At 64.5% G+C, this 26836-nt stretch carries 27 protein-coding genes and 1 riboswitch; of the genes, 4 read left to right on the top strand and 23 right to left on the bottom strand.

The features are described 5' to 3' along the window. The 3 genes from K0P03_RS28300 to K0P03_RS28290 are packed head-to-tail and all read right to left on the bottom strand — an operon-like array spanning position 1 to position 4891. Complete coding sequence (locus tag K0P03_RS28300; protein ID WP_272791324.1) at positions 1 to 1638, bottom strand: monovalent cation/H+ antiporter subunit D; 1638 nt, start codon at positions 1636 to 1638, stop codon at positions 1 to 3. Then, positions 1635 to 1973: a Na+/H+ antiporter subunit C gene (locus K0P03_RS28295; RefSeq protein WP_023514451.1), complete on the bottom strand. Its 339-nt coding sequence runs from the start codon at positions 1971 to 1973 to the stop codon at positions 1635 to 1637. The genes K0P03_RS28300 and K0P03_RS28295 overlap by 4 nt, the downstream gene beginning before the upstream one ends. Next, a complete protein-coding gene (locus K0P03_RS28290; RefSeq protein WP_050744934.1) occupies positions 1973 to 4891 on the bottom strand; it encodes a monovalent cation/H+ antiporter subunit A in 2919 nt (972 codons plus the stop codon). The genes K0P03_RS28295 and K0P03_RS28290 overlap by 1 nt, the downstream gene beginning before the upstream one ends. A gap of 892 nt (positions 4892 to 5783) precedes the next feature. Between K0P03_RS28290 and K0P03_RS28285 the strand changes: the two genes are divergently transcribed. The 3 genes from K0P03_RS28285 to K0P03_RS28275 all read left to right on the top strand — a co-directional run bounded on the left by K0P03_RS28285 (position 5784) and on the right by K0P03_RS28275 (position 8133). After that, a complete protein-coding gene (locus tag K0P03_RS28285) occupies positions 5784 to 6110 on the top strand; it encodes a DUF2934 domain-containing protein (protein ID WP_082342498.1) in 327 nt (108 codons plus the stop codon). Positions 6111 to 6320: 210 nt separating this feature from the next. Continuing rightward, positions 6321 to 6686: a YbaN family protein gene (locus K0P03_RS28280; protein WP_023514455.1), complete on the top strand. Its 366-nt coding sequence runs from the start codon at positions 6321 to 6323 to the stop codon at positions 6684 to 6686. 7 nt (positions 6687 to 6693) lie between these two features. Beyond that, complete coding sequence (locus K0P03_RS28275; protein ID WP_272791323.1) at positions 6694 to 8133, top strand: cryptochrome/photolyase family protein; 1440 nt, start codon at positions 6694 to 6696, stop codon at positions 8131 to 8133. Between the two features lie 65 nt (positions 8134 to 8198). On the opposite strand, the gene phnN is transcribed toward K0P03_RS28275, so the two are convergent. The 14 genes from phnN to phnG form a co-directional block, all read right to left on the bottom strand. Then, entirely contained in the window at positions 8199 to 8798 is a 600-nt protein-coding gene (phnN, locus tag K0P03_RS28270) for a phosphonate metabolism protein/1,5-bisphosphokinase (PRPP-forming) PhnN (RefSeq protein WP_272791403.1), read from the bottom strand. Between the two features lie 2 nt (positions 8799 to 8800). Then, a complete protein-coding gene (locus K0P03_RS28265) occupies positions 8801 to 9940 on the bottom strand; it encodes an alpha-D-ribose 1-methylphosphonate 5-triphosphate diphosphatase (protein ID WP_272791322.1) in 1140 nt (379 codons plus the stop codon). A 1-nt stretch (position 9941) separates the two neighbouring features. Next, positions 9942 to 10649, bottom strand: coding sequence for a DUF1045 domain-containing protein (locus K0P03_RS28260; protein WP_272791321.1), 708 nt, complete (start codon positions 10647 to 10649; stop codon positions 9942 to 9944). 104 nt (positions 10650 to 10753) lie between these two features. Continuing rightward, the gene (gene phnE / locus K0P03_RS28255; protein WP_272791320.1) at positions 10754 to 12256 is read right to left on the bottom strand and encodes a phosphonate ABC transporter, permease protein PhnE; all 1503 of its coding nucleotides are present in this window, start codon (positions 12254 to 12256) and stop codon (positions 10754 to 10756) included. A gap of 9 nt (positions 12257 to 12265) precedes the next feature. After that, positions 12266 to 13228 (bottom strand): phosphonate ABC transporter, permease protein PhnE, encoded by a 963-nt coding sequence (gene phnE, locus K0P03_RS28250; RefSeq protein WP_443020614.1) that lies wholly within the window; start codon positions 13226 to 13228, stop codon positions 12266 to 12268. A 219-nt stretch (positions 13229 to 13447) separates the two neighbouring features. Then, positions 13448 to 14353: a phosphonate ABC transporter substrate-binding protein gene (gene phnD, locus K0P03_RS28245; RefSeq protein WP_023514462.1), complete on the bottom strand. Its 906-nt coding sequence runs from the start codon at positions 14351 to 14353 to the stop codon at positions 13448 to 13450. Positions 14354 to 14435: 82 nt separating this feature from the next. Next, positions 14436 to 15284, bottom strand: a complete 849-nt coding sequence (phnC, locus tag K0P03_RS28240; RefSeq protein WP_023514463.1) for a phosphonate ABC transporter ATP-binding protein — start codon at positions 15282 to 15284, stop codon at positions 14436 to 14438. Positions 15285 to 15448: 164 nt separating this feature from the next. Beyond that, a complete protein-coding gene (locus K0P03_RS28235) occupies positions 15449 to 16063 on the bottom strand; it encodes a DapH/DapD/GlmU-related protein (protein WP_272791319.1) in 615 nt (204 codons plus the stop codon). Further along, positions 16060 to 16767 carry a phosphonate C-P lyase system protein PhnL gene (gene phnL / locus K0P03_RS28230; RefSeq protein ID WP_023514465.1) on the bottom strand — a complete coding sequence of 236 codons (708 nt, stop codon included), beginning with the start codon at positions 16765 to 16767 and terminating at the stop codon, positions 16060 to 16062. Before phnL ends, K0P03_RS28235 begins: the two co-directional genes overlap by 4 nt. A 2-nt stretch (positions 16768 to 16769) precedes the next feature. Beyond that, the gene (phnK, locus tag K0P03_RS28225; RefSeq protein ID WP_023514466.1) at positions 16770 to 17546 is read right to left on the bottom strand and encodes a phosphonate C-P lyase system protein PhnK; all 777 of its coding nucleotides are present in this window, start codon (positions 17544 to 17546) and stop codon (positions 16770 to 16772) included. Continuing rightward, a complete protein-coding gene (locus K0P03_RS28220; RefSeq protein WP_272791318.1) occupies positions 17543 to 18427 on the bottom strand; it encodes an alpha-D-ribose 1-methylphosphonate 5-phosphate C-P-lyase PhnJ in 885 nt (294 codons plus the stop codon). Before K0P03_RS28220 ends, phnK begins: the two co-directional genes overlap by 4 nt. Beyond that, entirely contained in the window at positions 18424 to 19524 is a 1101-nt protein-coding gene (locus K0P03_RS28215; RefSeq protein WP_023514468.1) for a carbon-phosphorus lyase complex subunit PhnI, read from the bottom strand. Before K0P03_RS28215 ends, K0P03_RS28220 begins: the two co-directional genes overlap by 4 nt. A gap of 3 nt (positions 19525 to 19527) precedes the next feature. After that, positions 19528 to 20136 carry a phosphonate C-P lyase system protein PhnH gene (gene phnH / locus K0P03_RS28210; protein WP_272791317.1) on the bottom strand — a complete coding sequence of 203 codons (609 nt, stop codon included), beginning with the start codon at positions 20134 to 20136 and terminating at the stop codon, positions 19528 to 19530. Continuing rightward, on the bottom strand, positions 20136 to 20603 hold the full coding sequence (gene phnG / locus K0P03_RS28205; protein ID WP_130514530.1) for a phosphonate C-P lyase system protein PhnG: 468 nt from the start codon (positions 20601 to 20603) through the stop codon (positions 20136 to 20138). The genes phnH and phnG overlap by 1 nt, the downstream gene beginning before the upstream one ends. Before the next feature lie 105 nt (positions 20604 to 20708). Here phnG and phnF point away from each other — a divergent pair, with 105 nt between their 5' ends. Then, positions 20709 to 21464: a phosphonate metabolism transcriptional regulator PhnF gene (gene phnF, locus K0P03_RS28200; protein ID WP_130514529.1), complete on the top strand. Its 756-nt coding sequence runs from the start codon at positions 20709 to 20711 to the stop codon at positions 21462 to 21464. Here phnF and K0P03_RS28195 read toward each other — a convergent pair. The 6 genes from K0P03_RS28195 to K0P03_RS28170 all read right to left on the bottom strand — a co-directional run bounded on the left by K0P03_RS28195 (position 21442) and on the right by K0P03_RS28170 (position 26801). Further along, the gene (locus K0P03_RS28195) at positions 21442 to 22218 is read right to left on the bottom strand and encodes a class I SAM-dependent methyltransferase (RefSeq protein ID WP_130514528.1); all 777 of its coding nucleotides are present in this window, start codon (positions 22216 to 22218) and stop codon (positions 21442 to 21444) included. The two genes, phnF and K0P03_RS28195, sit on opposite strands and share 23 nt — an antisense overlap. Beyond that, positions 22218 to 22667: a pseudoazurin gene (locus K0P03_RS28190; protein ID WP_272791316.1), complete on the bottom strand. Its 450-nt coding sequence runs from the start codon at positions 22665 to 22667 to the stop codon at positions 22218 to 22220. Before K0P03_RS28190 ends, K0P03_RS28195 begins: the two co-directional genes overlap by 1 nt. Beyond that, positions 22664 to 23467, bottom strand: a complete 804-nt coding sequence (locus K0P03_RS28185) for an ABC transporter ATP-binding protein (protein WP_272791315.1) — start codon at positions 23465 to 23467, stop codon at positions 22664 to 22666. The genes K0P03_RS28190 and K0P03_RS28185 overlap by 4 nt, the downstream gene beginning before the upstream one ends. Next, entirely contained in the window at positions 23464 to 24492 is a 1029-nt protein-coding gene (locus K0P03_RS28180; RefSeq protein WP_023516425.1) for a FecCD family ABC transporter permease, read from the bottom strand. Before K0P03_RS28180 ends, K0P03_RS28185 begins: the two co-directional genes overlap by 4 nt. After that, positions 24489 to 25532, bottom strand: coding sequence for an ABC transporter substrate-binding protein (locus K0P03_RS28175; protein ID WP_023516424.1), 1044 nt, complete (start codon positions 25530 to 25532; stop codon positions 24489 to 24491). Before K0P03_RS28175 ends, K0P03_RS28180 begins: the two co-directional genes overlap by 4 nt. A 156-nt stretch (positions 25533 to 25688) precedes the next feature. Further along, positions 25689 to 25920, bottom strand: a riboswitch (cobalamin riboswitch). A 26-nt stretch (positions 25921 to 25946) separates the two neighbouring features. Then, positions 25947 to 26801, bottom strand: coding sequence for a MurR/RpiR family transcriptional regulator (locus tag K0P03_RS28170; RefSeq protein ID WP_272791314.1), 855 nt, complete (start codon positions 26799 to 26801; stop codon positions 25947 to 25949). Between the last annotated feature and the right edge of the window lie 35 nt (positions 26802 to 26836).

Here is a 26836-nt window from a genome sequence, read left to right as displayed (position 1 = left end):
TCAGATCCCTCCCCCGCCATCCGGCCCGCTTGGCTCGGCGACCCCGGCGCGGCGCGCGTTGATCACGGCGTCGATGTAGGAGGCCGGCTGCTGAAGGTTGCGGATCGTCTCCTCCATGTAGCCCATCGCCGGCCCGGCCTTGATGGTGAGCGCCAGCGTCAGCGCGATCAGAAGCATGACCGGGGCCATTTCCATGACGAGCACCCGCGGCACGGTGCCCTCCATCGAGGCCCAGAAGGTGCGGATGCCGGCGCGGGTCATCGAGATCAGCGCCGCCAGTCCCGACAGGATGAGCAGGCCGACGATCCACCAGACGGAGGCCGCGATGGGCGCCGCGCCATTGGCGCTCGCGCCGATCATGCCCGACAGCATGGCGAATTTCGCGACGAAGCCGGAGAGCGGCGGCAGGCCTGACAAGAGGATGCCGCAGGCGGCAAAGCAGATGCCGAGCACGGCGATCGTGCCGGGCATGGTGACGCCGACCTCGACCTCCTCGTCCTCCTCGTCCGCATCGCCATAGGCCTCCATGGTGACGGCGAGAACCGAGGCGCCCGCATCCTGCCCGCGTTCGACGAGTTCGATCAGCATGAAGAAGGCGGCGATCGTCAGCGTGGAACTGACCATGTAGAACAGCGCGCCCGACGTCACCGTGCCGTTGTTCAAACCGAGTACGGCGAGCAGGGTGCCGGAGGAGACGAGCACGGAATAGCTCACAAGCCGTCCAAGCGCCTGCGAGGCGAGAACCCCGATCGTGCCGAAGGCAATGGTCGCCATGCCGCCGTAGAGCAACACGTTGAGGCCGAGCCCCGCCGAATCGCCCTGCCCGAAGACGAGCAGCGAGAGGCGCAGGATGACGTAAATGCCCACCTTGCTCATGATGGCGAAGATGCCGGCGACCGGCGCCGTCGCGGCGCTGTAGGCACCCGGCAGCCAGAAGTTCAGCGGCCACATGCCGGCCTTGATGAGGAAGACGATGCCGAGAATGCCCGCACCCGCCTCCAGCAGCATGCGCCGCTCGCCCTCGATCTCGCCGATGCGCACGGCGAGGTCCGCCATGTTGAGCGTGCCTGCCGAGCCGTAGATGGCGCTGACCCCGATCAGGAAGCAGAGCGCGGCGGCAAGGTTGACAGCGATGTAATGGAGGCCCGCCTTGACACGCATCGAGCCGGAGCCGTGCATCAGGAGACCGTAGGAGGCGGCGAGCATCACCTCGAAGAAGACGAAGAGATTGAAGAGGTCACCCGTCAGGAAGGCCCCGTTGAGGCCCATCAGCAGGAACTGGAACAGCGAGTGGAAATGCGCGCCGGCGGTGTGCCAGCGGGCAAGCGCGAAGACCAGTGTCGGGATGGCGAGGATCGAGGCAAGGACGAGCATCAGCGCCGAGAGCCGGTCGACGACCAGCACGATGCCGAACGGCGCCGGCCAGTTGCCGAGCAGATAGACGCCCTCGAAACCGTCCGAGCCATTGCTCGCAAGACGGAACAGGCTGATGGCGACGGCAGCCAGTGCCAGGCACGACATCACGCTGATCATCGCCTTCACGACGCGCTCACGCTCGTCGAAGAACAGGAGAAGCGCGCCTGCGACAAGCGGGATGACGATGGGCGCGATGATGAGGTGTTGCTGCCAGCCGCTCATTTCGGCTGCTCCCTGCCGTCGACATGGTCCGTGCCAGTCAGGCCTCGGGCGGCGAGCAGCACCACGAGGAAGAGCGCCGTCGTGGCAAAGCCGATGACGATGGCGGTGAGCACCAGGGCATGCGGCACCGGATCGGTCACAGCACCGATGTCAACGCCCTCAACCAGCAGCGGCGCGGCGTTGGATTTCACCCCACCCACCGCGAAGATGAAGAGATTCACCGCATAGGACAGCAGCGAGAGGCCGATGATGACCTGATAGGTGCGTGGACGCAGGATGAGCCAGACGCCCGAGCCCGTCATGATGCCGATACCGATCGAAAGAACGAGTTCCATCAGGCTTCCTCCGCCTTGGGAGCGTCGAGACTGCGAACCCGATGCATGCGTATGGACTGGTGCGCAAGCGCGATGAGGATCAGCACCGTCGCGCCGACGACGAGCGAGAAGACCCCGAGGTCGAAGAACAGCGCCGTTGCCGCCGGCACCTTGCCGATGAAGGGTATCTCGACATACTGCGAATGGCTCGTGAGGAACGGATAACCGAGCACCCAGGCGCCCATACCCGTCAATGCGGCCAGCAACAGGCCGACGCCCATCCAGCGCAGCGGCAGGATACGCAGCCGATCCTCCGACCAGCGCACGCCACCACCGAGATATTGCAGCAGGAAGGCGATCGCCATGGTGATGCCGCCGGCAAAGCCCCCGCCCGGCAGGTCGTGCCCGCGCAAGAGGAGATAGATCGAGAAGGTGATGATGACCGGGAACATCCACTGCATGATGACCGAGGGCACCAGCAGATAGTCGCGCACCGTATCGCCGGCCGAGCGCTCTGGGCGCTCATCGTCATAGGCGTTCTGGATGCGCTGCTGTTCCGGCTTCTCGATGCTGTCGGCCGCCGGGCGGAAACGGCGCAGCAGCGCGAAGACCGTGAGCGCCACGATAGCCAGGACCACGATCTCGCCCATCGTGTCGAAGCCGCGGAAATCGACGAGGATGACGTTGACGACATTGCGCCCGCCCCCTTCCGTATAGGCCTTTTCGAGGAAGTAGCTGGCAATGGCGTCCGGCACCGGCTGCTTCATGATCGCATAAGAGAAGACGAACATGCCGAAGCCGCAGGAGATCGCGAGCAGGAAGTCGCGGAAGCGGCGGCTGCGAGCGGAGAGCGTGACGGAATTGTCGACCTTCTCCGAACGCTTGGGCAGCCAGCGCAGGCCAAGCAGCAGGAGGACGGTCGTGACGATTTCCACGACGAGCTGCGTGATGGCGAGATCCGGCGCGGAAAGCCAGACGAAGGTGATGCAGGTCGTGATGCCCGCGCCACCGAGCAGGACGAGCGCGGCCAGACGATGGTACTTCGCCTGATAGGCCGCCCCCAATGCGCAGAAGGCGCCGATACTCCAGATGGCGGCGAAGATGGGATCGATGTCGCCGAAGACCAGCGGCGTCGGCGCAAAACCCGCCATATAGAGCGGGACGACGCCCGCCAGCAAACCTGCCGCCGCGATGAGGCGCAGTTGCGGCTGGAGATTGCGGGTGCCGAGGTGGCTTTCGAGCCAGCGCGCCCATTTCCACGACACGGTGACGAGCACGCGCTCGAAGATGCGCTGACCGCCGAGATGACGGAAGAGCGGCGGGCCGTCGTCGCACCGCGCGAGATAGTCCTTCAGCACCGCATAGAGTGCGGCACCGCCGACGAGCGCGATCATGCTCATGATGAGCGGCGTGTTGATGCCGTGCCAGACGGCAAGGCTGTATTCCGGCGTGCGCGTACCCAGCACAGAGACGACGGCCGAATGCAGGAACGGGCCGATCGAAAGCGATGGGATGATGCCGACGACGAGGCAGGCGAGCACCAGGAACTCGATGGGGAAGCGCATCCAGTGCGGCGGCTCGTGCGGCTTGGACTTGGGCAGGTCCGTCGGCTCGGGACCGAAGAAGACCATGTGGATGAAGCGGATCGAATAGGCGACCGAGAAGGCGCCGGCGAGCGTCGCGACATAGGGCAGGATGCGGTCGAGCACGGAATCGGCGTGCGTCTCCACCGCCTCGGCGAAGAACATTTCCTTGGAGATGAAGCCGTTGAGCAAGGGTACGCCGGCCATGGCTGCGCTTGCCACCATGGCAAGCGTGCCTGTTATCGGCAGGTATTTGAAGAGCCCGCTCAATCGTCGCATGTCACGCGTGCCGGTCTCGTGGTCGATGATGCCGGCAGCCATGAAGAGCGAGGCCTTGAAGGTGGCGTGGTTCATCATGTGGAAGATCGCGGCCACGGCGGCGAGCGGGCTGCCGAGGCTGAGCAGCGTGGTGATGAGCCCGAGATGGCTGATCGTCGAATAGGCGAGCAGGCCCTTCAGGTCCTGCTGGAACATCGCGAAATAGGCGCCGAGGAGCAGCGTGCTGATACCGGCGATACCGACCAGCATGAACCATTCATAGGTGCCCGACAGCGCAGGCCACAGGCGCACGAGCAGGAAGACGCCGGCTTTCACCATGGTGGCGGAATGCAGATAGGCCGAGACCGGTGTCGGCGCCGCCATGGCATTGGGCAGCCAGAAATGGAACGGCACCTGCGCGCTCTTCGTCAGTGCGCCGATGAGGATGAGCACCAGCGCCGTCAGGTAGAGCGGGTGCGCCTTGATCTTGTCGCCCGCCGACAGCACCACGTCGAGATCGTAGCTGCCGACGATATGGCCGAGCACGAGCAGGCCGGCAAGCAGGCAGAAGCCGCCGATGCCGGTGATCGTCAGCGCCATGCGCGCGCCGTCGCGGGCGGCGGCATTGTGATGCCAGTAGCTGATGAGCAGGAAGGAGAAGATGCTCGTCAGCTCCCAGAACACCGAGAGCAGGATGATGTTGCCCGACAGCACGATGCCGAGCATCGAGCCCATGAAGGCGAGCAGGAAGGAGAAGAAGCGCGGAACCGGGTCTTCTTCCGACATGTAGTAACGCGCATAGAGCACGACGAGACAGCCGATGCCGGTGATGAGCATCGCAAAGAGCCAGGCAAAGCCGTCCATGCGCAGCGTGACGTTGAGCCCAAGCTGCGGCAGCCATTCGAGATCGAGCCGGACCTTGCCGCCATCGCGCACCGCGGGATAAAGCGCGGCCGTCAGCACCAGGGCGACAAAAGCCACCGCGCCGGACATGCGCGCGGCAAGCACCCTTGAATCGGTCCGCAGCAGAATGGTCGCGGCAAGGCTTCCCGCGAAGGGAAGGCAAAGCAGCAGCACCAGAATCATTTCACCTGTCATCGTTTGATCGATCGCTTTCGAACGTCAGAGCTTCTCCCGCCGGAACGCCGGCGATATCGGGAAGACCGCACGCGACCGAAGGGACGATCGGGCAGTCGTCAGACGAAATTCAACGGAGGGGCACGGGCCCCGCGCATTTCCGAACGCCCTACGCCGGCACCGGGCCTGAGGACCACGACAAGCGCCGCGGCCAGGCCCTCCAGGCGGAAAGCTTCCCGGATCGGCAGGCAGGTAAAATCGGTCCCTGCGCTGTCGAGCGACGTCACTTTTCCGGCGACGGCACGCTTTCGGCATTCGATGTCGGGAAGCGCCGAAGGGTAACCCGCAGTCTTCTGCGTGCCATAACGAAGCATCTTCGAGCTGGCACTGACGGCGGAAGGCGTTGTGAGCGTGGATATCAACAACAAAAGACAGGTAAGCGCAGTGCAGAAGAGGCAAAAAGCCCGACGAAAAGGTCGATGCTGGTGCCCTGATGCTGCCAAACGTCCTGCCTCTCGATTCCGTCGCCCGCGTTGAATATTCTCTCATCCGGACAATACGTTGGCGGGATTGACGCTGTCCACCCGCCAGCATGAAACTTTTCCAAAATTACGCCGATTTGCCGCAACCGGCAGCATGCTTTTCCTTTTCGCGTCGGAAAACGGTCATCCTGCCGCACCCTTGTCCGCTTGATGCCCTGCCGCTTTGGGCGCATTCTTTTCGGGCGAATCGCATGAGGCAGACCTGCTCCCGTGGGGCGACGATGCCCGGAGCGCATGGTGCACCTGGTACCTGGACCCGCCGGACGATGTCGTTCCGGTCATCCAGCGAGTTCCGTGTCCCGATCCTGTCAGCCTTTTTCGGCAACACATCGGCGGTGCGGCGTCAGTTCACTCTCGAACGGGGATTAGCGATGACGGATGCGCGAAGGGAATGGATCAGCAAGCGGGCCTATACGCTCTGGGAAGAAGCGGGGCGGCCGCATGGCCATGATGGCGACCATTGGGAACAGGCGGTGCAGGAGCGCGACGAATTCGAGCGCGTGGCGCTTGCCCCCGAAGCCAGGCCGGACGGCACACGGAAGCCGCTGATCGAGATATCCAAGAAGGCGCAAGGGAAGAAGTCCGAGGCCGCCAAGCCACGCAAGAAGGCGGAAGCCGCGGCGGAAAAGCCGATTGCTGCCAAGGCCGTCGCAAAAGCAAAATCCGTCAAGGCCGCGGCGAACGGGACGGAAGCCTGATCATCGCGACAAGATCCGGCGGCGGATTGAGGGAATGCCGGCGACGTGCCGGCGCTCTTTCTCCGTTCGCCGCGTCGGCCCGTTCTTCCTTCTGACCAGGCAGTGTCCTGCCTTTCGGCCGTTTCATCCTCCTGCGGCATCAATACCCTTGGAGACGCGGTCGCGACGCTCTATGTGAACGGGCGACGCGAGCTGAAGCGAGGATACCCGGTGCGATCGATCTACATGGCGGCAGGTATGCTGATGACGGCGATCGGCATCGTCGGCGTCTTCCTGCCACTTTTGCCGACGACGCCGTTCCTGCTTGTCGCGGTCTGGTGTTTTTCCCGCTCCTCGCCGCGTCTCGAGCAGTGGCTGCTGAATCACCGCACCCTCGGCCCGCCGCTGGCGAACTGGCGGCGCGAGGGAGCGATCTCGGCGCGCGCCAAGACGATTGCGATCTGTCTCATCATCGCAAGCTACGGCTTTTTCTACTACCGCACCGCGCCGTCGCTTCTCCTCGCCGCCATCATGGGCCTCGTGCTGTCGGCAAGCGCCCTTTTCATCCTGACACGCCCCCTGCCAAAAAAGACGTGAGGCTCCGATGGCAACGAAGCAAGCCCCGGTCATCGTCTGGTTCCGCAGGGATCTGCGCATCGACGACAATGCGGCACTTTCCGCCGCGGCGCAAACCGGACGCCCCATCCTGCCGCTCTATATCCTGGAGCCCGCCGAGGCCGGAACCGGCCCACTGGGCGCCGCCCAACGCTGGTGGCTGCACCATTCCCTCGCCGCACTTGCCGGCAGACTGGCCGATCTTGGTGCGCCGCTCACCCTGCGCAGCGGACCGGCCGACGTGGTCCTCGATGCGCTGATTGCCGAGACCGGCACCGACACGATCCACTGGAACCGCCGGCACGATCCGCCAGGCATGACGATCGACCGCGCGATCAAGGCCACGTTGAAGGCGCGCGGCCTTACGGCCACGAGTTTCGCCGGCCAGCTTCTGCACGATCCGACCCGCCTCCTGACCGGAGAAAAGAAGCCTTTCCGGGTCTACACACCCTTCTGGAAGGCTCTCGAGAGGTCCGGCGAACCGCATGAAGCGATCGAGCCGCCGGCCGGCTTGATCGCTCTTCCCGAAGCCGTCGCATCAGAGCATCTGGACGATTGGCATCTCACACCGGAAAAACCCGATTGGGCCACACCGTTCCGGGAAATCTGGACACCCGGCGAAGCAGCCGCGCGCGCGCACCTCGAAACCTTCGTCGATGGCGCGATCGATGGCTATGGCGCCGACCGCGACCGCCCCGCGCTCGACGCCACCTCCATGCTCTCACCCCATCTGGCGCTCGGCGAGATCTCCCCGGCCCGCATCTGGCACGCAACACGTGGCCTCGACGCACCAACGGGCGATCTCGTCCACTTCCGCAAGGAACTGGCCTGGCGGGAGTTCTGCTACCACCTGCACTTCCACTTCCCCGCACTCCCGGAAAAAAACTGGAACGATAAGTTCGACGCCTTCCCCTGGCAGGAACGCGAAGAGGCCTTCATGCTCTGGACACGCGGCCTCACGGGTTATCCGATCGTCGATGCCGGCATGCGCCAACTCTGGCGGCACGGCTGGATGCACAATCGCGTGCGCATGATCACCGCCTCCTTCCTGATCAAGCACCTGATGATCGACTGGCGACGCGGCGAAAAATGGTTCCGCGACACGCTTGTCGATGCCGACGCGGCGTCGAATGCGGCGAACTGGCAATGGGTGGCCGGCTCTGGCGCCGATGCTTCGCCCTTCTTCCGCATCTTCAACCCCATCCTGCAGGGCGAAAAGTTCGATCCCGACGGCACATACGTGCGCCGTTTCGTGCCGGAACTGGAGACCCTGGACGCAGCCTGGATCCACAAGCCCTTTGCCGCGCCCGAGGCCGCGCTGAAAGCGGCCGGCATCGGTCTCGGCGAGACCTATCCGAAGCCCATCGTCGATCATGGCCGCGCCCGCGAACGGGCGCTTGCCGCCTACAAATCGCTGAAGACGGGCTGATCCAGCGTTCTTTGTTTTCGTTTGTCTTTTCGGGAAAACCGGATTCCACTTTTCCCTGGCAAACTCTAATCACTTCGCGCCAGGGCGGAGGTGAGCAGCCGTACGAGGGTATCCCCCGCGTCCTCCAAGGCACCGCTGTTGTCGATGATCACCGTATCGGCGGCGACGACGATCTCGGGCGCCGCGCGGTCGAGCCGCCGGGCGATGGCCTCAGCGCTTTCCCGGCCGCGGGTGGCGAGGCGCGCGGCAAGAATATCCGCACGCGCGGTAATCAGCACAACCTTCAGTCGCCCGTAGACCTCAGCGAAGGCTGGCAGTGCCGAACGGCTGCCATTGGCGATCAGCGTCATGCCGCTCGCAAGCTGGCCAAAGGTTTCCCGCGGAATACCATAGGAAAGGCCGTGCGCATCCCAGGAGACCGCAAAATCTCCGGCCGCGTCCCGGGCCGCAAAACCCACCGCATCGACCGCCTCATGCGCCTCCCCGCCGGCATCCGGAGGGCGTGTGATGACGCGGCGCACGAAGCCGAGACGCGGTTCGCCGGCAAAATGCCGCGAGGCATAGGACATGACACTGTCCTTGCCCGCGCCGCTGGGGCCGACAACGACGACCATCGTGCCGGCCGCAACGGGCAGCGGCCGGGCCGAGACGATTTCGGCCTCCATAGTCAAGCGACCCGCCTGCCCTGCCGCCAGACCGAGCGCACGACCGGAACACCGGAGGGCCGGCGCACGCGCACGAGGTCGGCCCGCAGGCCTCTTGCGATGGCGCCGCGATCATCGAGGCCGACGGTGCGGGCCGGCGTGGAGGAGACCATGGCGATCGCCCTCGGCAGGTCGATGCCCTCGACCTCGTCGGCCAGAATGAAAGGCGCATGCATCAGGCTGAAGGGCACGTAGTCGGAGGAGAGCACGTCGAGCACGCCCATCGTGGCAAGGTCCCGGGCGGCGATATTGCCGGAATGCGACTTGCCGCGGACGATGTTCGGTGCACCCATCAGAACGCTCATACCGGCGCCGTGCGAGGCCTTGGCGGCATCGAAGCTCGTCGGGAATTCGGCAAGGCGAATACCATAGCCGACCGCCTCCTCGACATGTTCGAGGGTCGCGTCGTCGTGGCTGGCGACGGAGATGTCACGGGCGGCGCAGGACGCGGCGATGGCGTCGCGGTGCGGTTTGGCATAGCGGGCGGACAGGTCCTGCTGGCGCTTGCAGAATGCGTCGAACTCGGCGTCCGTCAGGCCGCGCTTCTTCTTGTAGTAGAGGATGTACTGTTCCATCGTCTGGAACTGGCGCTGGCCGGGCGCGTGGTCCATCAGCGAGACAAGGCGGACGAGCGGATCGTCCTCGAACTCCTCATAGTGGTCGAGCACGTTGTCGGTCGAGACTTCGCAGCGCAGGTGGATGAGGTGCTGGGCGCGCAGGCGATCCTCGTCCTGCGCCTTGGCGATGGCATTCGCCATGGAACGCATCTCGCCCTTTTCGAAGCCGCCGTCCTCGTCCGAACCCATGCGCAGGCAGTCGAAGACGGTGGTGATGCCCGAGGTGACGACCTGGGCGTCATGCGCCTGGATCGCCGCCGTCAGGCCCCAGCGCACGCCGGGGCGCGGCGAATAATGAGCTTCGAGATGGTCGGTGTGCAGCTCGACGAGACCGGGCAGCAGGAAGTCGCCTTCCATGTCCTCCCCGACGGTGGAGGCACCTTCGGAAAGGTCCGCGATCAGGCCATCGCGGAGCACCAGCGTGCCATCGAGGATCCGGTCCTCAAGCACGATACGGGCATTGGAAAGAACGGTTTCGCGGGTCATGTCAGGCAGTCTTTCTGTTGGCTCCCGCGGCAAGCGGGAAGAGCGAATGAACGGTGAAATCGGCGCCGCGCGAAGGCTCCCTGAAGAGCGCAAGGCCCTCGATCGCCAGCGGGCGTTCATGGAAATCGGAGAAATGCGTCAGCAGCGCAGCCTCGACGGCAGCGCGGCGCTCCACGGGAACACGCCCCGTCAGCGTCATGTGAAAGCGGAACGTTTCGAAGACATAGGGATAGCCCCATTGTACGAGATTCTGGCGCTCTTCGGCGGTAAGTTCGTCCGGCTTTCGGCGGGCGATATCGGCGGAGGTGAGCGGCGCACGAAACCGTTCGAAGCGGCGCACCACCTCGCCGGCAAAGGCCTGAAGCGGTTCGCAATGATCGCCAGGCACCAGCGCGAAGAAGGAACCGAGACGCCCCACGACGGCCTGCGGAATCTCGAAAGGCTCCACCTCCGCAGCAAAACGGCCGATTTCAGCCAGAAGCTCCGCCTCGCTGCGACCTTCGGCAAGCGCGAACGGTGCCTTCAAGGTGGCATGGAAACCATAACGGCGCGGATCGGCGGTCAGGCCGGCCTGCGCAGCCGCGTCGAGGCCGTTCACGACCGGCTGCTCCAGCGCGGTACCCGTAAACGCATTGCGCCCCAGCCAGCGCTGGGCGGCGAGGGTCAGCGGGTCGCTTGCGGACGGGGTGAAATAGAGGGCGTAACGCAATGGCTCATTCCTGTTTCAGTCATTCAACGCCGCCGGTCCGGCGGCGTCGGAACTTGAAGGGATTCGTGTGGCAGCATCATGCCGCCACACCGGCTCTTTCACGCTCAATGCGCCGGCTTGCCCATCAGGCGCGACCGCAGTGCATTCGAAATGCCGTCAAAGACGAAAACGACGATCAGGATCAGCAGCACCATATAGGCGACGTTCTCCCAATCGGAATTCGTGCGCATCGCTTCCCAGAGCTTGAGGCCGATACCGCCAGCGCCGACGGCGCCGATGATCGTGGCAGAACGGGTGTTGGATTCCCAGAAGTAAAGCGCCTGTGACGCAAAGAGCGGCATGACCTGCGGCAGCACGCCATAGCGTTGCACGGCGACCGGCGCCGCGCCGACGGATTTGACGCCCTCGCGCTGCTTGTCGTCGATATTCTCCAGCGCCTCGGAGTAGAGTTTGCCCAGCGTGCCCGTATCCGTGAAGAAGATCGCCGACATGCCGGCAAGCGGTCCCGGACCGAAGGCGCGGGTGAAGAACAGCGCCCAGATAAGCATGTCGACCGAACGCAGGAAGTCGAAGAGGCGTTTCGTCACCTGGTTGGAAATCCAGCTGCGCGTAATGTTGCGTGCGGCAAGGAAAGCGAGCGGAAAGGCGAGCAGCATGGCGAAGAGCGTGCCGACAAAGGCCATGACGATGGTCTGGAGCAGCTTCGTCCAGACATCGAGGTGCTGCCATTCCGCATTGTAGAGAATGTTGTTCCAGGCGAGCGAGAGGTTCGACTGCTTCGGGTCGACGCGATCGCCTGACGTCATCAGCGAGAAAACCTCGGAGGTCGACCTGCCGTGGAACGGCGAGTTGGTGTCGAACAGGAAATTGGCCCAGCCGAAGAAGCGCTTGCGGATCGAGATATCATCAGCCTCGATCTCGCCCCAGCCGGCAACACCGAAGGCGAGCGTGATCTTTTCGCCCGGCGCCTTCTGGGTCGCCCAGGCCGGCAGCCCACCTTCGACCTTGGCCCCCTCGCCCGAGAGATCGACGACCATCGTCTCGCCGGAATGCTGTACGGTCACGCGATCAGGAACAACTTCGACGCTCGTCGAGGAATTCAGCATGATTTTCGCGCGCTTGACGACCTCCTCTTCGCGGGTCGTCGCGCTCGCCAGAGCTTCCGCGGCCGCAGCAGAACCACCGACAGCGCCGCCGCTTCCCATGAAGCCCATCGAGGCGGGTTTCTTTTCCGTCGTCGTCGCGCTGCCTGCGGCGGGCGTGGTGCGGATCATCGTGCCGCGTTCGATCTCGACCCAGTCGGGCTCGGCATTCGGGCCGAGCGGCGAGAAACGTGGATAGGTGAGCTTCATCGCACCATCGGCGTCGATGGTCACTTCAGGGCGCACCTCGTAGGAGACCCAGTCTGCGAGATAAGTGCCGGCGATGTTCCAGTTGGCGGTGCCGAGCACATGGCCGATGGCAAAGAACCACCAGCAATACAGCGCATAGAGCACGAAGCCGCCGGCGATGATGGCAACGCGAAAGCGCTGCCAGAACGAGCGGTGGAAGACGGCGGGATGACGTGCCGCGATCTCATCCATCTGTGCGGGATTGAGGGTCGTCATGGCACTCTCCTATTGAGCCAGCCGGAAGGCCTGGTCGCCGACGAGCTTGCGGCGCAGCCAGGCGGAGAACTGATCGACGGCAATGATTGTGATGAGCAGCAGCAGCACGATGGCAAGTGTCTTGGCCTGATGTCCCTGACCGATGGACAGGCGCAGCAATTCGCCGATGCCGCCGCCGCCGACGGCACCGATGATGGTGGAGGCGCGCACATTGATCTCCAAACGCAGCAGGAAATAGCTCATGAAATTCGGAAGCACCTGCGGCACGATGCCGAACCAGACGCGCTCCACCCAGCTTGCGCCGACCGCGCGAAGCCCCTCCTCCGCCTTCATGTCCGCATTCTCGACCACTTCAAAGAAGAGTTTTCCAAGCGCCCCGACCGTGTGGATCGACACGGCAATGACGGCAGGCAGCGGGCCGAGCGAGAGGATGGCGAGGAAGAAGCCGGCGAGAACGACCTCCGGAAAGGCGCGCAGGATTTCCATGAAGCGGCGCACGAAGCCGCGCAGCAGGCGGTTGGCGACAAGGTTCTTTGCCGCCAGAAAGCAGAGCAGGAAGCCGAAGGTCATGCCGATCACGGTGGAGAAGATCGCGATGTTCAGCGTCTCCAGCATCTTGTGGAAATATTCCGGCACATAGAGGCTCTCGGTGATGTAGAGCCGCCCTTCGGGATAGTTGTACTTGAAACTGCCGTCATCGTAGGGCGACGGCAGGTCGAACAGCGCGCGAAAGACCTCGAGGCCATCGCGCGGCACCATATCGCCGACGAAGTCAAAGAAATGCGGCAGCCTATCGAAGAATTTTCCGGCATTCGTCTCGTTGGCGAACCAGAGCGAGCCGGTGAGCGCCATGACGAGGATGGCAAGGCCGAGCCAGGTATAGAGCCGGCGGCGGGCGTTCAGCTCCTGCCAGTGCCGCTCGATGAGCGCACCCTTTTCGCTGAAGCCGTCGTGAAGCGTGTTCATGGCCATGGTCAGTCCGCCTTGCGGTTCCCTGTGCACAATTCCGGCTGCTGATGACGTGCCGCAAACCTCCCCTCCGTCATGCTCGGGCTTGACCCGAGCATCCACGGCCGCAGGTGCCGCATGGATCCTCGGGTCAAGCCCGAGGATGGCGTCGAGAGTGGGGTAATGGCATCAGCAAAAAAGCGCCGGCCGGTTGTCCAGCCGGCGCCGGAAACATCGAGGCTATCAACCGCCGATCGTCGCCTTGCGGGCGTCGATGATCGGCTTGTAGAAGTCGACATTGACTTCCGTGAAGGAGGTGAAGTCACCGCCCATGACGGCGGCGAAGCAAGCCGCGTCCTTCTTCGGCAGGTCGAGCATGAACTGCTTGAACTTCGCCTTCATGTCGCCGTCCATGGAAGAGCGAACGACGATCGGGCCGTTCGGGATCAGCGGCGATTTCCAGAGTTCGACGAGGTCGTTCATGTCGAGAATGCCCTTCTCGACCATCTTGTGCAGGTTGCCGGACGTGTAGCCGTCCTTCCACTCGCCAACGCCCGAACCGAAGGTCGTGCCGGCATCGAAGGTGCCCTTCACGACTTCGAGGACGAGGTTTTCGTGACCACCGCCGAAGCCGGTCTCACCAAAAAACTCCTTGACCGGGCCGCCGATAGCTTCCGGCAGCGTGACGAGCGGCACGAGGTAGCCGGAGGTCGAGTCCGGATCGGCGAAACCGAGCTTCTTGCCCTTCAGGTCTTCGAGCTTGGTGATGCCGCTGTCCTTACGGGCAACCATGATCGAGTGGTAGCCGGTCGAGCCGTCGGTCTGGACGGTCGTCAGGATCGGCTCGACGGCGTCGGCCTTGGCAAGGTAGATCTTGGCAAAGCCGGAAGCGCCGAGTTCGGCATAGTCGAGCGTGCCACCGAGCAGGCCCTGGATGACACCGTCATAGTCGGCAGCCGGGAAGAACGAGACCTTCTCGAAGCCGAGTTCGGCCTTCAGCTGGTCGCCGAGGCACTGGTAGTTGCGCAGGCGGTCGGCTTCGTTCTCGCCGCCGATGATGCCGACGCGGAATTCCTTGAGGTCTTCAGCCTGTACGTGGCCGGCGAGCGCGATGAGCGCGACGGCGCCGAGAAGAGCTTTCTTCAGCATGGTCTTTCTCCTGTTTGACCGGCTTCGCCGGGGCTCTTTAAAAATGATGGCCCTTCACGCGGGCCCTTCGATCCCAGCCGGCTTAAAGGCCGGCCAGTGCCAGCGGTGTCGGGCTGGCGGATTCCTTTGCATTATCCTGGCGGGCCGGATTGCGGATCGCCGTCGAGGTCATGCTTTCGTCGATTTCCGCGCCGTCGGCGCCGGTGCCGTAGATCGTGCGCACCGCATCGGCATCAAGCTCGCGTGCCGGGCCATCGAAGACGACGCGGCCGCCGGACATGCCGATAATGCGTTCGCAATAGGCGCGCGCCGTATCCAGCGTGTGCAGGTTGGTGATGACGGTAATGCCTTCGCGCTCGTTGATGTCGCGCAGTGCATCCATGACGATTTTTGCGTTCAGCGGATCGAGCGAGGCGATCGGTTCGTCCGCAAGCAGCATCTTGGGGTTCTGCATCAGCGCCCTTGCGATCGCCACACGCTGCTGCTGGCCGCCCGAGAGCGTGCCGGCCGGCTGAAGCGCCGTCTGTTCGATGCCGAGGCGCTCGAGCGCTGCGATCGCCATGATGCGCTCCTCACGGGTGAAGAGATTGAGGACGCTCATGACCGTCGGGCGGTGGTTGAGGCGACCGAGCAGCACGTTGGTGAGCACGTCGAGACGCGGCACGAGATTGAACTGCTGAAAAATCATCGCGCAGTCGCGTTGCCAGTTGCGCAAGCTCGCGCCGCGCAGCGCGGAGACTTCCACATCGTTGAAATGGATCGTGCCCTCGCTCGGATCGGCAAGGCGGTTGATCATGCGCAGCATGGTCGACTTGCCGGCGCCGGAGCGGCCGATGACGCCGACCATCTGGCCCTGCGGAATATCGAAGGTCACATCGTCGACCGCTACGCGCACGCCAAAGCGGCGGGTGACATTCTTCAGTCGAAACATGGTGGATCCCTTTTTGTCCTGTGTCGGATCAAGGCTGGGCCAAAGGCCGGGCCTGTCGCTTTCGGGACTGGCTCTAAACGCTGTTGATGAAGGGGCAATGTCAGTTTCATGTCGGAAAAATAACAGTCCACAGGCCTGAATTTCCGGCATCGGCAAGCGCTTTCTCACCCGTCGTGACGGGCAAGAAAGGCTTCTGCGTCAAGTTTACGAAAGTCATCGAGAGCGGTGCGCAGCCGGGTATGATCCCAGTCCCACCAGGCGAGTTTTTCCATGCGTTCGGCAATGCTTCGGGGGAAACGTTCGCGGATGACTTTCGCCGCGACGCCGCCGACGACCGTATAGGGTTCGACGTCTTTTGTGACGACCGCGCCGGAGCCTATGACAGCACCGTTGCCGACTGTGACACCCGGCAGGATGGTCGATCCATGACCGATCCAGACGTCGTGGCCGATGACGACGCGGTGCCCGCGCCGCCATTCGAAGAAGTCGGCTTCGTGGTCGGCATCCGGCCAGTAATCGTTGGCGCGGTAGGTGAAATGATGCAGCGTCGCCCGCCACATCGGGTGGTTCGTCGCGTTGATGCGCACCGCGGCGGCGATGTTGGCGAACTTGCCGATCGTCGCACACCAGACGGAGCCGCCGTTCATGATGTAGGAATAATCGCCGATCTCGACTTCGCTGACGCGGCAGTTCTCGTCGATCTCCGTGTAGCGGCCGAGCACCGTGTCGGACACGACCGCAGTCGGATGGATCAGCGGCGTTTCGGACAGGCGGGTCATGCGGCGGCCTTTCGTGGCGAGAAGGCGGAGACGTCGACGATGCGGTCGGCGACCTTTTCGCGCACGTCTTCGTCGTGGAAGATACCGAGGAGCGCGACACCGGCCGCCTTCTTCTCAGCGATCATCTCGACGACCACGGCGCGGTTCTTCGCATCGAGCGATGCGGTCGGCTCGTCGAGCAGCAGGATGCGGTGATCGGTAATGAAGCCGCGCGCGATGTTGACGCGCTGCTGTTCGCCACCGGAAAAGGTGGCGGGCGGCAGTTGCCAGAGTTCGCGCGGCAGGTTGAGCCGCGCCAGCATGGCTTCGGCCGTCGCCTTCGCCTCGGCGGCATTGACGCCGCGAGCGGTGAGCGGCTCGGCGACGACATCGACGGCCGCAACGCGCGGCACGGTGCGCAGAAACTGGCTGACATAGCCGAGCGTGGCCCGGCGCACCGAAAGAATGGTGCGCGGATCGGCGATCGCCAGGTCGAGCAGGCGGCCGCCGTGCTCGATCAGGATCTGGCCGCTGTCGACGGCATAGTTGCCGTAGACCATCTTCAGGAGCGAACTCTTGCCGATGCCGGACGGGCCGCCCAATACGACGCATTCGCCCGCCTTCACCGAGAAGGCGACGTTTGACATCACGGGCAGACGAATGCCGTCGCGAAGATGCATGGTAAAGCTCTTCGCGACTTCGGAAACAACGAGGGGTGTGGCCATGGTTACACCTGGAGGATCGAGGAGACGAGGAGCTGCGTATAGGCTTCGCGCGGATCGTCGAGCACGCGGTCGGTCAGCCCCTGTTCGATGACGACGCCATCCTTCATCACCATCATGCGGTGCGAGAGGAGGCGCGCGACGGCGAGGTCGTGCGTGACGATAATCGCCGAGAGGCCGAGGTCCTGCACGAGGCCGCGCAGGAGATCGAGCAGGCGCGCCTGCACCGAGACGTCGAGACCGCCGGTCGGTTCGTCCATGAAGATGAGGCGCGGCGAGGTGACGAGGTTGCGGGCGATCTGCAGGCGCTGGCGCATGCCGCCGGAGAAGGCGCGCGGCTGGTCGTCGATACGGTCGACGCTGATCTCGACGCGGCCGAGCCAGGTGCCCGCCGTCTCGCGGATATTGCCGTAGTGGCGTTCGCCGACGGCCATCAGCCGCTCGCCGACATTGGCGCCGGCCGACACAGCCATGCGCAGGCCATCGGCCGGGTTCTGGTGCACGAAACCCCAGTCCGTGCGCATCAGGAAGCGGCGTTCCGCCTCGCTCATGCGGGAGAGGTCGCGCATCTGGCCGTCACGCATGCGGTATTCGACGGCGCCCGATGTCGGCATCAGGCGGGTGGCGAGGCAGTTGAGCAACGTCGTCTTGCCGGAGCCGGATTCGCCGACGATCGCCAGGACTTCGCCCGGCCAGAGATCGAAGGAGACATTCTGGCAGCCGATACGCGCGCCGTAGAATTTCGAGATGTCGCGGACTTTGAGAAGCGGCGTGTCGGTCATTCGGCAGCCTCCTTGTTGTAAGCCAGATGGCCGCGATGGCCGCCTGCGCAGCGTTCTTCGCAATGGTCGGTGTCCGAGCAGACGAACATCCGCCCGCCCCTGTCGTCGAGCACCACCTCGTCGAGATAGACATTTTCCGCGCCGCACAGCGCGCAGGGCTTGTCGAAGGTCTGGATCTCGAAGGGATGGTCCTCGAAATCGAGGCTGACGACCTCGGTATAGGGTGGCACGGCGTAGATGCGCTTTTCGCGGCCCGCGCCAAAAAGCTGGAGCGCCTCCGACATGTGCATCTTCGGATTGTCGAATTTCGGGGTCGGCGACGGATCCATCACGTAGCGGCCCTCGACCTTGACCGGATAGGCATAGGTCGTGGCGATATGGTCGTTGCGGGCGATGTCCTCGTAGAGTTTTACGTGCATGAGGCCGTATTCTTCCAGCGCATGCATCTTGCGCGTCTCGGTCTCGCGCGGTTCGAGGAAGCGCAGGGGTTCCGGGATCGGCACCTGGTAGACCAGCGTCTGGCCGGCCGTCAGCTTCTCCTCGGGAATGCGGTGGCGCGTCTGGATGATCGTCGCTTCGCGCGTCTTGGTCGTGACCGCCACATTGGCGACCTTCTGGAAGAAGGCACGGATGGAGACGGCGTTGGTGGTATCGTCCGCCCCCTGGTCGATGACCTTCAGCACGTCCTTCGGCCCGAGGATCGCCGCCGTCACCTGCACGCCGCCGGTGCCCCAGCCGTAGGGCATCGGCATTTCGCGCGAGGCGAAGGGCACCTGGTAGCCGGGAATGGCGATCGCCTTCAGGATCGCGCGGCGGATCATGCGTTTGGTCTGTTCGTCGAGATAGGCGAAATTGTAGGTTGCGAGGTCTGCCGTGCTCATTCTGCGGCCTCCGGAAGATCGATGTTTTGCGCGGCCTCGTATTCGCGCCGCATGCGGCGAACGAGATCGAGTTCGGCCTGGAAATCCACGTAATGCGGGAGTTTCAGGTGCTCGACGAAGCCGGTCGCCTGCACGTTGTCGGAATGGGAGATGACGAATTCCTCGTCCTGCGCCGGCGCGACGATGTCCTCGCCGAATTCCTCCGCGCGCAGCGCCCGGTCGACCAGCGACATCGCCATGGCCTTGCGCTCGCTCTGGCCGAAGACGAGGCCATAGCCGCGGGTGAACTGCGGCGGGTTCTTCGCCGATCCCTTGAACTGGGCGATCATCTGGCACTCCGTCACCTGGATGCGGCCGAGCGAGACGGCAAAGCCGAGTTCCGGCATGTCCAGCTCCACCTCGACCTCGCCGATGCGCACCTCGCCGACAAAGGGATGGGTGCGGGCATAGCCGCGCTGCGTGGAATAGCCGAGCGCCAGCAAAAAGCCCTCGTCGCCGCGGGCGAGCGCCTGCAATCGCAGGTCCCGCGCCATCGGGAATTCCAGCGGCTCGCGCGTCAGGTCGCCAGCGACATGACCGTCCGGCAGGCTGCCGTCATCCTCGACAAGGCCCTCGCCGGCGAGAATGTCGGAAACGCGCATGACCGGCTCGCCGGCCTCCTCGCGCTCCAGCGGCACATCCACCGCTTCGTCGTTCAGCAGCGACGGGTCGAGCAAGCGGTGCGTATAGTCGAAGGTCGGCCCGAGAAGCTGGCCGCCCGGCAGGTCCTTGTAGGTCGCCGAGACGCGGCGCTCGACGCACATGTCGCCCGTCTCGACAGGCTTCGAATAGCCGAAGCGCGGCAAAGTCGTGCGGTAGGCGCGCAGGATAAAAATCGCCTCGATCATGTCGCCGCGGGCCTGCCGGACGGCAAGCGCGGCAAGCGCGCGGTCGTAGAGCGAGGCTTCCGCCATCACGCGGTCGACGGCAAGGCCAAGCTGGGCGACGATCTGCTCGATACCGATGGCCGGCAGCGAACGGTCGCCGCGGCGGCGATCGGCGAGAAGGCGGTGGGCGTTGGAGATGGCGGCTTCGCCACCCTTGACGGCAACATACATGGTCTATGCCTCCTTCACGCTGACGACGGTGGTGCGCGGCAGGCAGAGGATGCTTGAGCCAGCAACGAGGATCAGATCGACGCCGCGCGGAAATTTTTGGCGGTTTTCCGACCAGAAATGCGGGAACATGTCCGGCAGTCCGACGGGGGCGATCTCTTCTTCCATGCGGATGCCCGGTCCCTTCAGCGTCAACGGCCGGCCGCCCTCGAAGGCGTCGATCTCGACGACGAGTGTCGTCGAACGATCGGGGTATTCCTGCGTGCCCTGCGCGAAGAGGCAGAGGTTCGGCAGCATCGCGCCCTTCTCGATGAAGGCGAAGCGGGCGTCCTGGCGCTCCTCGGTGACGGTCGCGCCGGCATTGAAGGCGAGCCAGCCGGGCAGCGCGGAATTGGCGAGCGCCGGGGTCAGCCAGACAGCGGTGTCATGGTCGCACAGCGTCAGCGCGACCGCGCCGGCCGTCGCATTCAGCGGCGCGGGCGGCAGGACCGAGGCCGCGACATCGCCGATCGTGCCCGGGCGAGCCATGCAGTCCATCAGCGTGCGGAAAACGGCCTGGGCCTCGAACACCGGCTCCTCAAAACCGCCGGCAAAAGCGAGCGTATCCAATGTCATCAGTCCTCTCCGCGAACCATGGTGAAGAAATCGACGCGCGTGGCGGCCGTCTGGCGGGCCTTTTCGGCGTCCTCGCCGGCAATGCGCGCGGCGATGGTTTCGAGCAGCGCCGCCACCTCAGCCTGGTGGGCCGGCTGCTGGAAGAGCGCATCGAAGATCGCCGCAAGCCGCGCCTTGGCGCCGTCCGTGCCGAGCGCCTGGCCGTGGCCGACCGTGCCGTCCTGAAGGCGGATGCTGGCGCGGCTCACCGTCGCCTCGCCGAGATTGAACGGCGCACCGCCGCCGCCGATGCGGCCGCGGATCATGACGAGGCCCGTTTCCGGCCCGCGCACCGGCTGTACGGCGGGCTGTTCCGCCAGCGCGTCAAAAGCCGCCTGCAACTCGGCCCGGCTCGCCTTCGCCAAGAGACCCATGGCCCTCTGCCGGCCGTCCCCCGCGCTTGCGGCAGATTTCTGAACTGATGTCATTGCCTTCTCTCCAAATGTCTATTAATCTAGACAACCGAACATCTAAGTCTCGTCTTAAAGGGCCGGGATGACAAGGGTGTGACAGAGGGTTTCGCGGGGGCGAAAATGGTGGAACGACAATCGGGCGTGGCGCTCTGGCGGCAAATCGCCGACCGCATGCGCCTTGCGATCAACAATGGCGATTTCGACGAAACCGGCATGATGCCGCCGGAAATCACGCTCGCCGCCCGCTTCGGCGTGAACCGCCACACGGTGCGCAGCGCCATGGCGGCACTGGCAGAGGAAGGCATCGTGCGCCCCATCCAGGGCATCGGCACGCGCATCGAGCGGCGCGACCGGCTGCGCTTCCCGATCTCCCGCCGTACCCGATTTTCGCAGGGTCTCGGAAATCAGACGCGCAATCTGGAAGGCCAGTTACTGGCGGCGGCGACGGAGCCAGCGACCGCCGCCGTTGCCGTGGCGCTCGGCCTTGCAGCCGGCGCGCCCTGCGTGCGGCTCGAAACCGTGAACAGCGCCGACAGGCGGCCCATCTCCTGCGGCACGCATTATTTCCCCGCGGACCGTTTCAGCGGGATCGACACCGTCTACGAAAGGACACGCTCCATCACCGCTGCGTTCCAGGAGCTAGGTGTGTCCGACTATGTGCGCCGCTCGACCGAAATATCCGCCATCCATGCCGAAGGCGACGACATCCGCCACCTGAAGCTCTCACCGGGGGCGATCATTCTTGTGGCGACGGCCGTCAACACCGATCTTGACGGCGTTCCGGTCCAGTTCTCCCGCACGCGTTTTGCCGCCGACCGCGTCAAGCTGACCGTGGAGCCGGAAACCGACGGAGTTACTTCCGGCAGCAGAGAATGAAACGGCGGTAAAGCAGTGTGCGCAGCCTGTTGCGCAGATCCGCCGTGCGCCGCTGCGCCCTCGCGATCGGGCCATGTGAGCCGATCTTGATATCGCGGAACCCCACCGCCGCCAGAAGCGGCTGGACGCGTTCAACGGTAAGCCCGTCGCCAAAGGGCAGCCGGCCCATGATATCGACATGGCGCGCGCTCATCGCGCCGTCATAGTGCGGATCGGCGCCGATGACCTTGTCGAGCAGGGCGATGGCCCGGCCCGCCAGCCTGCCGAGCCGGGTCGGTGCTGCCCAGTCGCCGTCGAAGAACAGAAGGATGCCGCCCGGCCTCAACATGCGGTGCCATTCGGAAAAAGCCTCGACCGGCGTCGTCAGCGTCCAGACCAGATGGCGGCAGACGATCGCGTCATAGCTCTCGTCCGACTCCATCGGGTTTTCCGCATCCGCGAGCAGGAAACGCACGCCCTTGGCACCGGCATGTTTCTTCCGTGCGACCTTCAGCATCGCCTCGGAAAAGTCGAGCGCCGTCACCTCATGGCCGAGGGAAAGCAGCAGACGTGTCACCTCACCTGTACCGCAAGCAAGCTCCAATACGCGGCGTGGCTCCGGACCGAGATTTTCGCGGATCGCCGCCGCCCAGGCCTCGAACTCCGGTCCTTCGGGAATGCGGTGGCCGAAGGCGAGATCGAAGGTCTCGGAGCGGCGCGACCAGTAGTCGCGAATGTCTTCCTTGAGATGACTGTTGCCGCGTGTGCCGTGCATCACTGCCCCTCGCCCGCATCGATACGGGCAAAGATGTCGTCGAAGCGCGGCCGGGCGCGGGCCGGCACCTCGACCGTGCGGATCGCCTCCGTCAGTTCCGCCTCGCCAACCTTCACCAGCATGACCATGCCCATGCCGAAATGCGGCGAGCATTTGATGCCGTAGAAACCGGGGGCATCAAAGGTGACCTCGATCTCCTCGTTGATCTTGCCCTTGAAGCCGGCATATCCCTGCGGAACCATGCCGTCGATGCTGGCGGCGTTGTGGCTCTTGTGGGTGGCGATGAACTTGACGCTGTCCCCCGGCTTGATCGCCAGGAAATCCGGTTCGAAAACCATGGAGCCCTTTTCGCCGCGATTGCGCATCTCGACCCGGAAGGTTTCAGCGGCGACGGGGGCGGCTTGGAGAAGTACGGCGATGGCCGCAGCCAGGAGGAAACGGGTTTTCATCTTGCCTCTGCAACGAGCTTGAGTTTGGCAGGCCGGGGCTCTGGCCGGCGATAGCGAATGAAGCAGCCGCCGGCGCTGTCGCGCTCGACATCCACGGTGACGCCGAAGACATCGTGCAGGCGCTGCGGCTCCAGCACCTTTGCAGGTGTACCGAGCGCGACGATGCGGCCGCCCTGCATGACGGCGATGCGGTCGCAGAACATGGCCGCGTGATTGAGGTCGTGCAATGCGGCAACGACGGTCAGATCCTGTTCGCGCACCAGCTGGAGCAGGCCGATCTGGTGGCCGATGTCGAGATGGTTGGTCGGCTCGTCGAGCAGGAGGATCGGCGCCTGCTGGGCGAGCGCGCGGGCGATGTGCAGCCGCTGTCGCTCGCCGCCGGAAAGCGTGTGCCACAGCCGGCCGGCAAAGTGCGCCATGTCGACCTCCTCCAGCGCCCTGTCGACGATGGCATCATCCGCCCGCGACCAGGGCGTCAGCGCGCCGAGATGCGGCGTGCGGCCGAGTTCGACCGCCTGGCGCGCAGTGATACGCTCGGTCGTCTCCGCCTGCTGCTCGACGAAGGCGATGCGGCGGGCTATGGCTTGCCGGCCGTGGGCCGAAAGCGGCGAGCCCTCAAGCGTTACCAGACCCGCCTGCGGCTTGCGGATGCCCGCCATCAACGCCATCAGGCTGGTCTTGCCCGAACCATTGGGTCCGATGATGCCGAGAAATTCGCCGGGACGCACGTCGAGCGAGACGTCGGTGAGGATGGTCGTGCCGCCGGCCGACCAGCAAAGACCTTTTGCCGAAAGGGTCACAGGGCCGATCTCCTTTGGCTGAGGATGAGCGCGAAGGCCGGCGCGCCGAACAGCGCGGTGATGACGCCGATGGGCAGCACCTGGCCGGGAATGATGACCCGCGACAGCACGTCCGCGGCAATCATGAAGATCGCGCCGATCAGCGCCGATGCCGGCAGCAGCAACCCGTGGCGGACACCGACGACCATGCGCGCGGCATGGGGAATGACGAGGCCGACGAAACCGATCGACCCGACGATGGAGACCATGACGGCGGTCATCAGTGCCGAGACGGCAATCAGCACGACATAGACCCGGCGCACCGGAATGCCGAGCGAGGCCGCAGATTCCGTGCCGAAGGTGAAGGCATCGAGCGCGCGCGCATGCCAGAGGCACACGACAAGCCCGAGAAGCGCAACCGGCAGCGCCAGCCAGACATCCGGCCAGCGCACGCCCGAGAGATTGCCGAGCAGCCAGAACATGATGCCGCGTGCCTGTTCCGCATTGGCCGCCTTGGTGACGATGAAGGAGGTCAGCGCATTGAAGAGCTGCGAACCGGCGACCCCTGCAAGGATGATCGCCCCCGTACCGCGGCCTGCGCGAACCGCCAGCGCGCTGACGAGACCGAAGGCGACGAGCGCCCCGATAAAGGCACCGATCGGCAGTGTCAGGATACCGGCGCCGATGCCGAGGATCGCCACCGCGACAGCGCCCGTGGAGGCACCGGCGGAAATGCCGAGAATGTAGGGATCGGCCAGCGCGTTGCGCAGCAGCGACTGCAGGATCACGCCGCAGATCGCGAGCGCCGACCCGCAGCAGGCCGCAACCACGGCGCGGCTCAGCCGGTAGTTCCAGACGATGCCCTCGTCTATCGGCTCGATGGCGTGCCCCGCCTGCCAGAGGCGGTTCGCCACGGTCTTTGCCACGACGTCGAGCGGAATGGCAGTCTCGCCCACCGCCGCGCCCACCCCGAGCGCGGCGACAAGCAGCACGAGCGCCGCAAGAGCGACACCCGTGCGCAGCAGGATGGGGCGATCAGCCGTCACTTCGCGAGGCCAGCCTTCTCGATGGCGTCGGCAAGCACCTCGATGCCCTCGATCGTGCGGATCGTCGGGTTCATCGCCTGGGCGTCCATATCGACGACATGGCCGTTCTTCACGGCCGGCATCAGGCTGGCGACGGGATCTTCCTTGAGAAACGTGTGCTTGACCGCGACGTCATCGGCAGGGAAGCGGCGGCGCTCCATCTTGCCGGCAACGATGATGCTCGGATCGGCCTTGGCGACGGTTTCCCAGCCGACCGTCGGCCATTCCTCGTCGCTCTCGATGACATTGCGGATGCCGAGCGCCGACATAATGTAGCCCGGCGCGCCGTTGCGCCCGGCGACATAGGGGTCGATGTCGAGTTCGGCGCTGGAGAACCAGAAGACGGCGGAAAGCTTGCCATCCGCCGAAGCGATCTTCTTGCGCGCCGCGTCTTCGCGCGCCTTGAGGTCGGCGATGACTTTCTCGCCCTGATCCTGCACATCAAAGATCTGCGCCAGTTCGCTGATTTCCTTGTAAATCAGCTCCATCGTGAAGACCGTCTTGCGCACCCCGTCGCCACCACCGGAATTGTCCTTGCCGATGCAATCGGCCGGCGAGGTGTAGACCGGGATCTTCAGTTCATCGAACTGCTCTGGCGTCGCGACGATGCCCTCCGGACCGACATGCCACTGGAACTGCGCCGTCACGAGGTCAGGCTTCTTGGCGACGACGCTCTCGAAGCTCGGATCGTTGTCGGCAAGGCGCTCAACCTTGGCGTTGGCATCCTCGTAACCCGACAGCACCGGGCCGATCCAGACCGCCGTGCCGACCATGCGCTCGCCAACGCCGAGGAGATACAGGATTTCGGTCGAGCTCTGGCCGAGCGAGACAGCCCGTTCCGGCGCCTTCTCGAAGGTGACCTTGCGGCCGCAATTTTCCAGCGTCAGCGGATACTGCGTCGCGGCCGCCTGAGCGGCGCCCGCTGACAGGGCAAACACGGCGGCACCGGCCAGCGCGGAAACGAGGGATGCGGCGCGCACGGCCGCAGGCAGAATGGTCATGGGTTTCTCCCGAATGAAGGAAAGCGTGCGGGCTCAGCCGAGGCGCCGATGGCGGCGAATCGAGTGCGGTCGGGAGAAAACGAATGAAATTCTGCCGTTGCCGGCAGCCAGGGTCGTCATGGCGTCTCCTGTTCCGGGCATCCCCGCCCGTGACTTGGATTTTTTACGACGACGGCAGGTCTCCTGGCTCACGGATATCTGCTGCCTGTCTGCCTTCCCGCGGAAAACCGCAGTGGCATGACGCGAAAACGCGTCCGAGGACAGGCGGCAATCCGCCTACAGTTGCGGGGGCAGCCACGGAATGGGTCCCTGTTGGGTCGTCCGCACCGTGTTCCCTATTAATCCCCTCGGAGTCATCCTTCGGGGAACCGTCGATCCATCCTTAGTCCGCCGCGCTCGGCAGCGTCAAGGCGCTCAGCTCTCGAAATCCCCGAAGACATCCTGCAGGCGGGTGAGCGTATCGACGCGCTCGCTCACCTCGTCGCCCTTGAGCACGATGATGTTGCTGAGCATGAGGTCCATGACCGCCGTCATGGTGGCCGCGCCATCCCAGAGCGGCCCGTGCGAGCCTGGCACGACGAGGCAGACGTCGGAAACCTCGGGCCCCCAGGGGCAGAATTCATCGGTCAGCAGCACCACCTTGACGCCGGCCCGCCGGGCCTCCAGCGCCAGCGGCCGGGCTTTTGCCGCAAAGCGGCGCACGTCATGCAGGAAGAGCAACCGGCCCTCGACGGAGCCGTCGAGCAGTTCCGCATAGGTGCCGTTGAGGCCGTCGACGAATTGCACGCGCGGGCGCGTATAGGAAAGCTGGCTGGCGAAATATTGCGCGATGCCGCGTACGTTCTGATAGGCGGCAACGTAGACCTCGCTCGCGCCGATCAGCGCGTCGATCGTCTGCTGCCATTCCGGCGCGCTGGTGATGGCATAGATCTGGCCGAGATTGTCGATCTGCTGCTGGATGAGGCCGGCGAGGAGCTTTCCCTCCTTGCGGTCCTGTTCCAGCGAAGCGACTTGGGCCTTGACTTCCCAGGCCGGATTGGAGCCGCCGCGGCGCAGCTCGCTCTTCAACTCGTCGAGGCCGTCAAAGCCCATGCGGCGCAGATAGCGGCCAATGGTCATCGGCGAGACCTGAAGGCGCTGGGCGATCGAGCGCGCGGTCTCGAAGGGGAGTTCGGCGATGTTGCGCTCGATATAGTGGGCGATCAGCTTGTCGGATTTGGACCGCCTGAGATCGTCGGACTGAACGAGCTTCAGAATGCGTTTCGACACGTCGCCCTCTCCCAAAAATCCCGCCCGCCGAAAAG

The sequence above is a fragment of the Shinella sp. HY16 genome, from assembly GCF_028534175.1.
Lineage (GTDB): Bacteria > Pseudomonadota > Alphaproteobacteria > Rhizobiales > Rhizobiaceae > Shinella.
This window is presented reverse-complemented; position numbering and strand designations above follow the sequence as displayed.

Bases quoted from the DNA above. Each gene is read 5' to 3' on its own strand.
- phnD (WP_023514462.1), bottom strand. From the start codon at position 14,353: ATGCTGAAGAAAGCTCTTCTCGGCGCCGTCGCGCTCATCGCGCTCGCC.
- K0P03_RS28190 (WP_272791316.1), bottom strand. From the start codon at position 22,667: ATGAAAACCCGTTTCCTCCTGGCTGCGGCCATCGCCGTACTTCTCCAA.
- phnE (WP_443020614.1), bottom strand. From the start codon at position 13,228: ATGGCCATGAACACGCTTCACGACGGCTTCAGCGAAAAGGGTGCGCTC.
- phnF (WP_130514529.1), top strand. From the start codon at position 20,709: ATGGTGGAACGACAATCGGGCGTGGCGCTCTGGCGGCAAATCGCCGAC.
- K0P03_RS28175 (WP_023516424.1), bottom strand. From the start codon at position 25,532: ATGACCATTCTGCCTGCGGCCGTGCGCGCCGCATCCCTCGTTTCCGCG.
- phnH (WP_272791317.1), bottom strand. From the start codon at position 20,136: ATGACATTGGATACGCTCGCTTTTGCCGGCGGTTTTGAGGAGCCGGTG.
- K0P03_RS28295 (WP_023514451.1), bottom strand. From the start codon at position 1,973: ATGGAACTCGTTCTTTCGATCGGTATCGGCATCATGACGGGCTCGGGC.
- K0P03_RS28195 (WP_130514528.1), bottom strand. From the start codon at position 22,218: ATGCACGGCACACGCGGCAACAGTCATCTCAAGGAAGACATTCGCGAC.
- phnK (WP_023514466.1), bottom strand. From the start codon at position 17,546: ATGACCGACACGCCGCTTCTCAAAGTCCGCGACATCTCGAAATTCTAC.
- K0P03_RS28220 (WP_272791318.1), bottom strand. From the start codon at position 18,427: ATGAGCACGGCAGACCTCGCAACCTACAATTTCGCCTATCTCGACGAA.
- K0P03_RS28215 (WP_023514468.1), bottom strand. From the start codon at position 19,524: ATGTATGTTGCCGTCAAGGGTGGCGAAGCCGCCATCTCCAACGCCCAC.
- K0P03_RS28285 (WP_082342498.1), top strand. From the start codon at position 5,784: ATGACGGATGCGCGAAGGGAATGGATCAGCAAGCGGGCCTATACGCTC.
- phnC (WP_023514463.1), bottom strand. From the start codon at position 15,284: ATGTTTCGACTGAAGAATGTCACCCGCCGCTTTGGCGTGCGCGTAGCG.
- phnE (WP_272791320.1), bottom strand. From the start codon at position 12,256: ATGACGACCCTCAATCCCGCACAGATGGATGAGATCGCGGCACGTCAT.
- phnL (WP_023514465.1), bottom strand. From the start codon at position 16,767: ATGGCCACACCCCTCGTTGTTTCCGAAGTCGCGAAGAGCTTTACCATG.
- K0P03_RS28300 (WP_272791324.1), bottom strand. From the start codon at position 1,638: ATGAGCGGCTGGCAGCAACACCTCATCATCGCGCCCATCGTCATCCCG.
- phnG (WP_130514530.1), bottom strand. From the start codon at position 20,603: ATGACATCAGTTCAGAAATCTGCCGCAAGCGCGGGGGACGGCCGGCAG.
- phnN (WP_272791403.1), bottom strand. From the start codon at position 8,798: ATGGAGGCCGAAATCGTCTCGGCCCGGCCGCTGCCCGTTGCGGCCGGC.
- K0P03_RS28275 (WP_272791323.1), top strand. From the start codon at position 6,694: ATGGCAACGAAGCAAGCCCCGGTCATCGTCTGGTTCCGCAGGGATCTG.
- K0P03_RS28265 (WP_272791322.1), bottom strand. From the start codon at position 9,940: ATGACCCGCGAAACCGTTCTTTCCAATGCCCGTATCGTGCTTGAGGAC.
- K0P03_RS28235 (WP_272791319.1), bottom strand. From the start codon at position 16,063: ATGACCCGCCTGTCCGAAACGCCGCTGATCCATCCGACTGCGGTCGTG.
- K0P03_RS28290 (WP_050744934.1), bottom strand. From the start codon at position 4,891: ATGACAGGTGAAATGATTCTGGTGCTGCTGCTTTGCCTTCCCTTCGCG.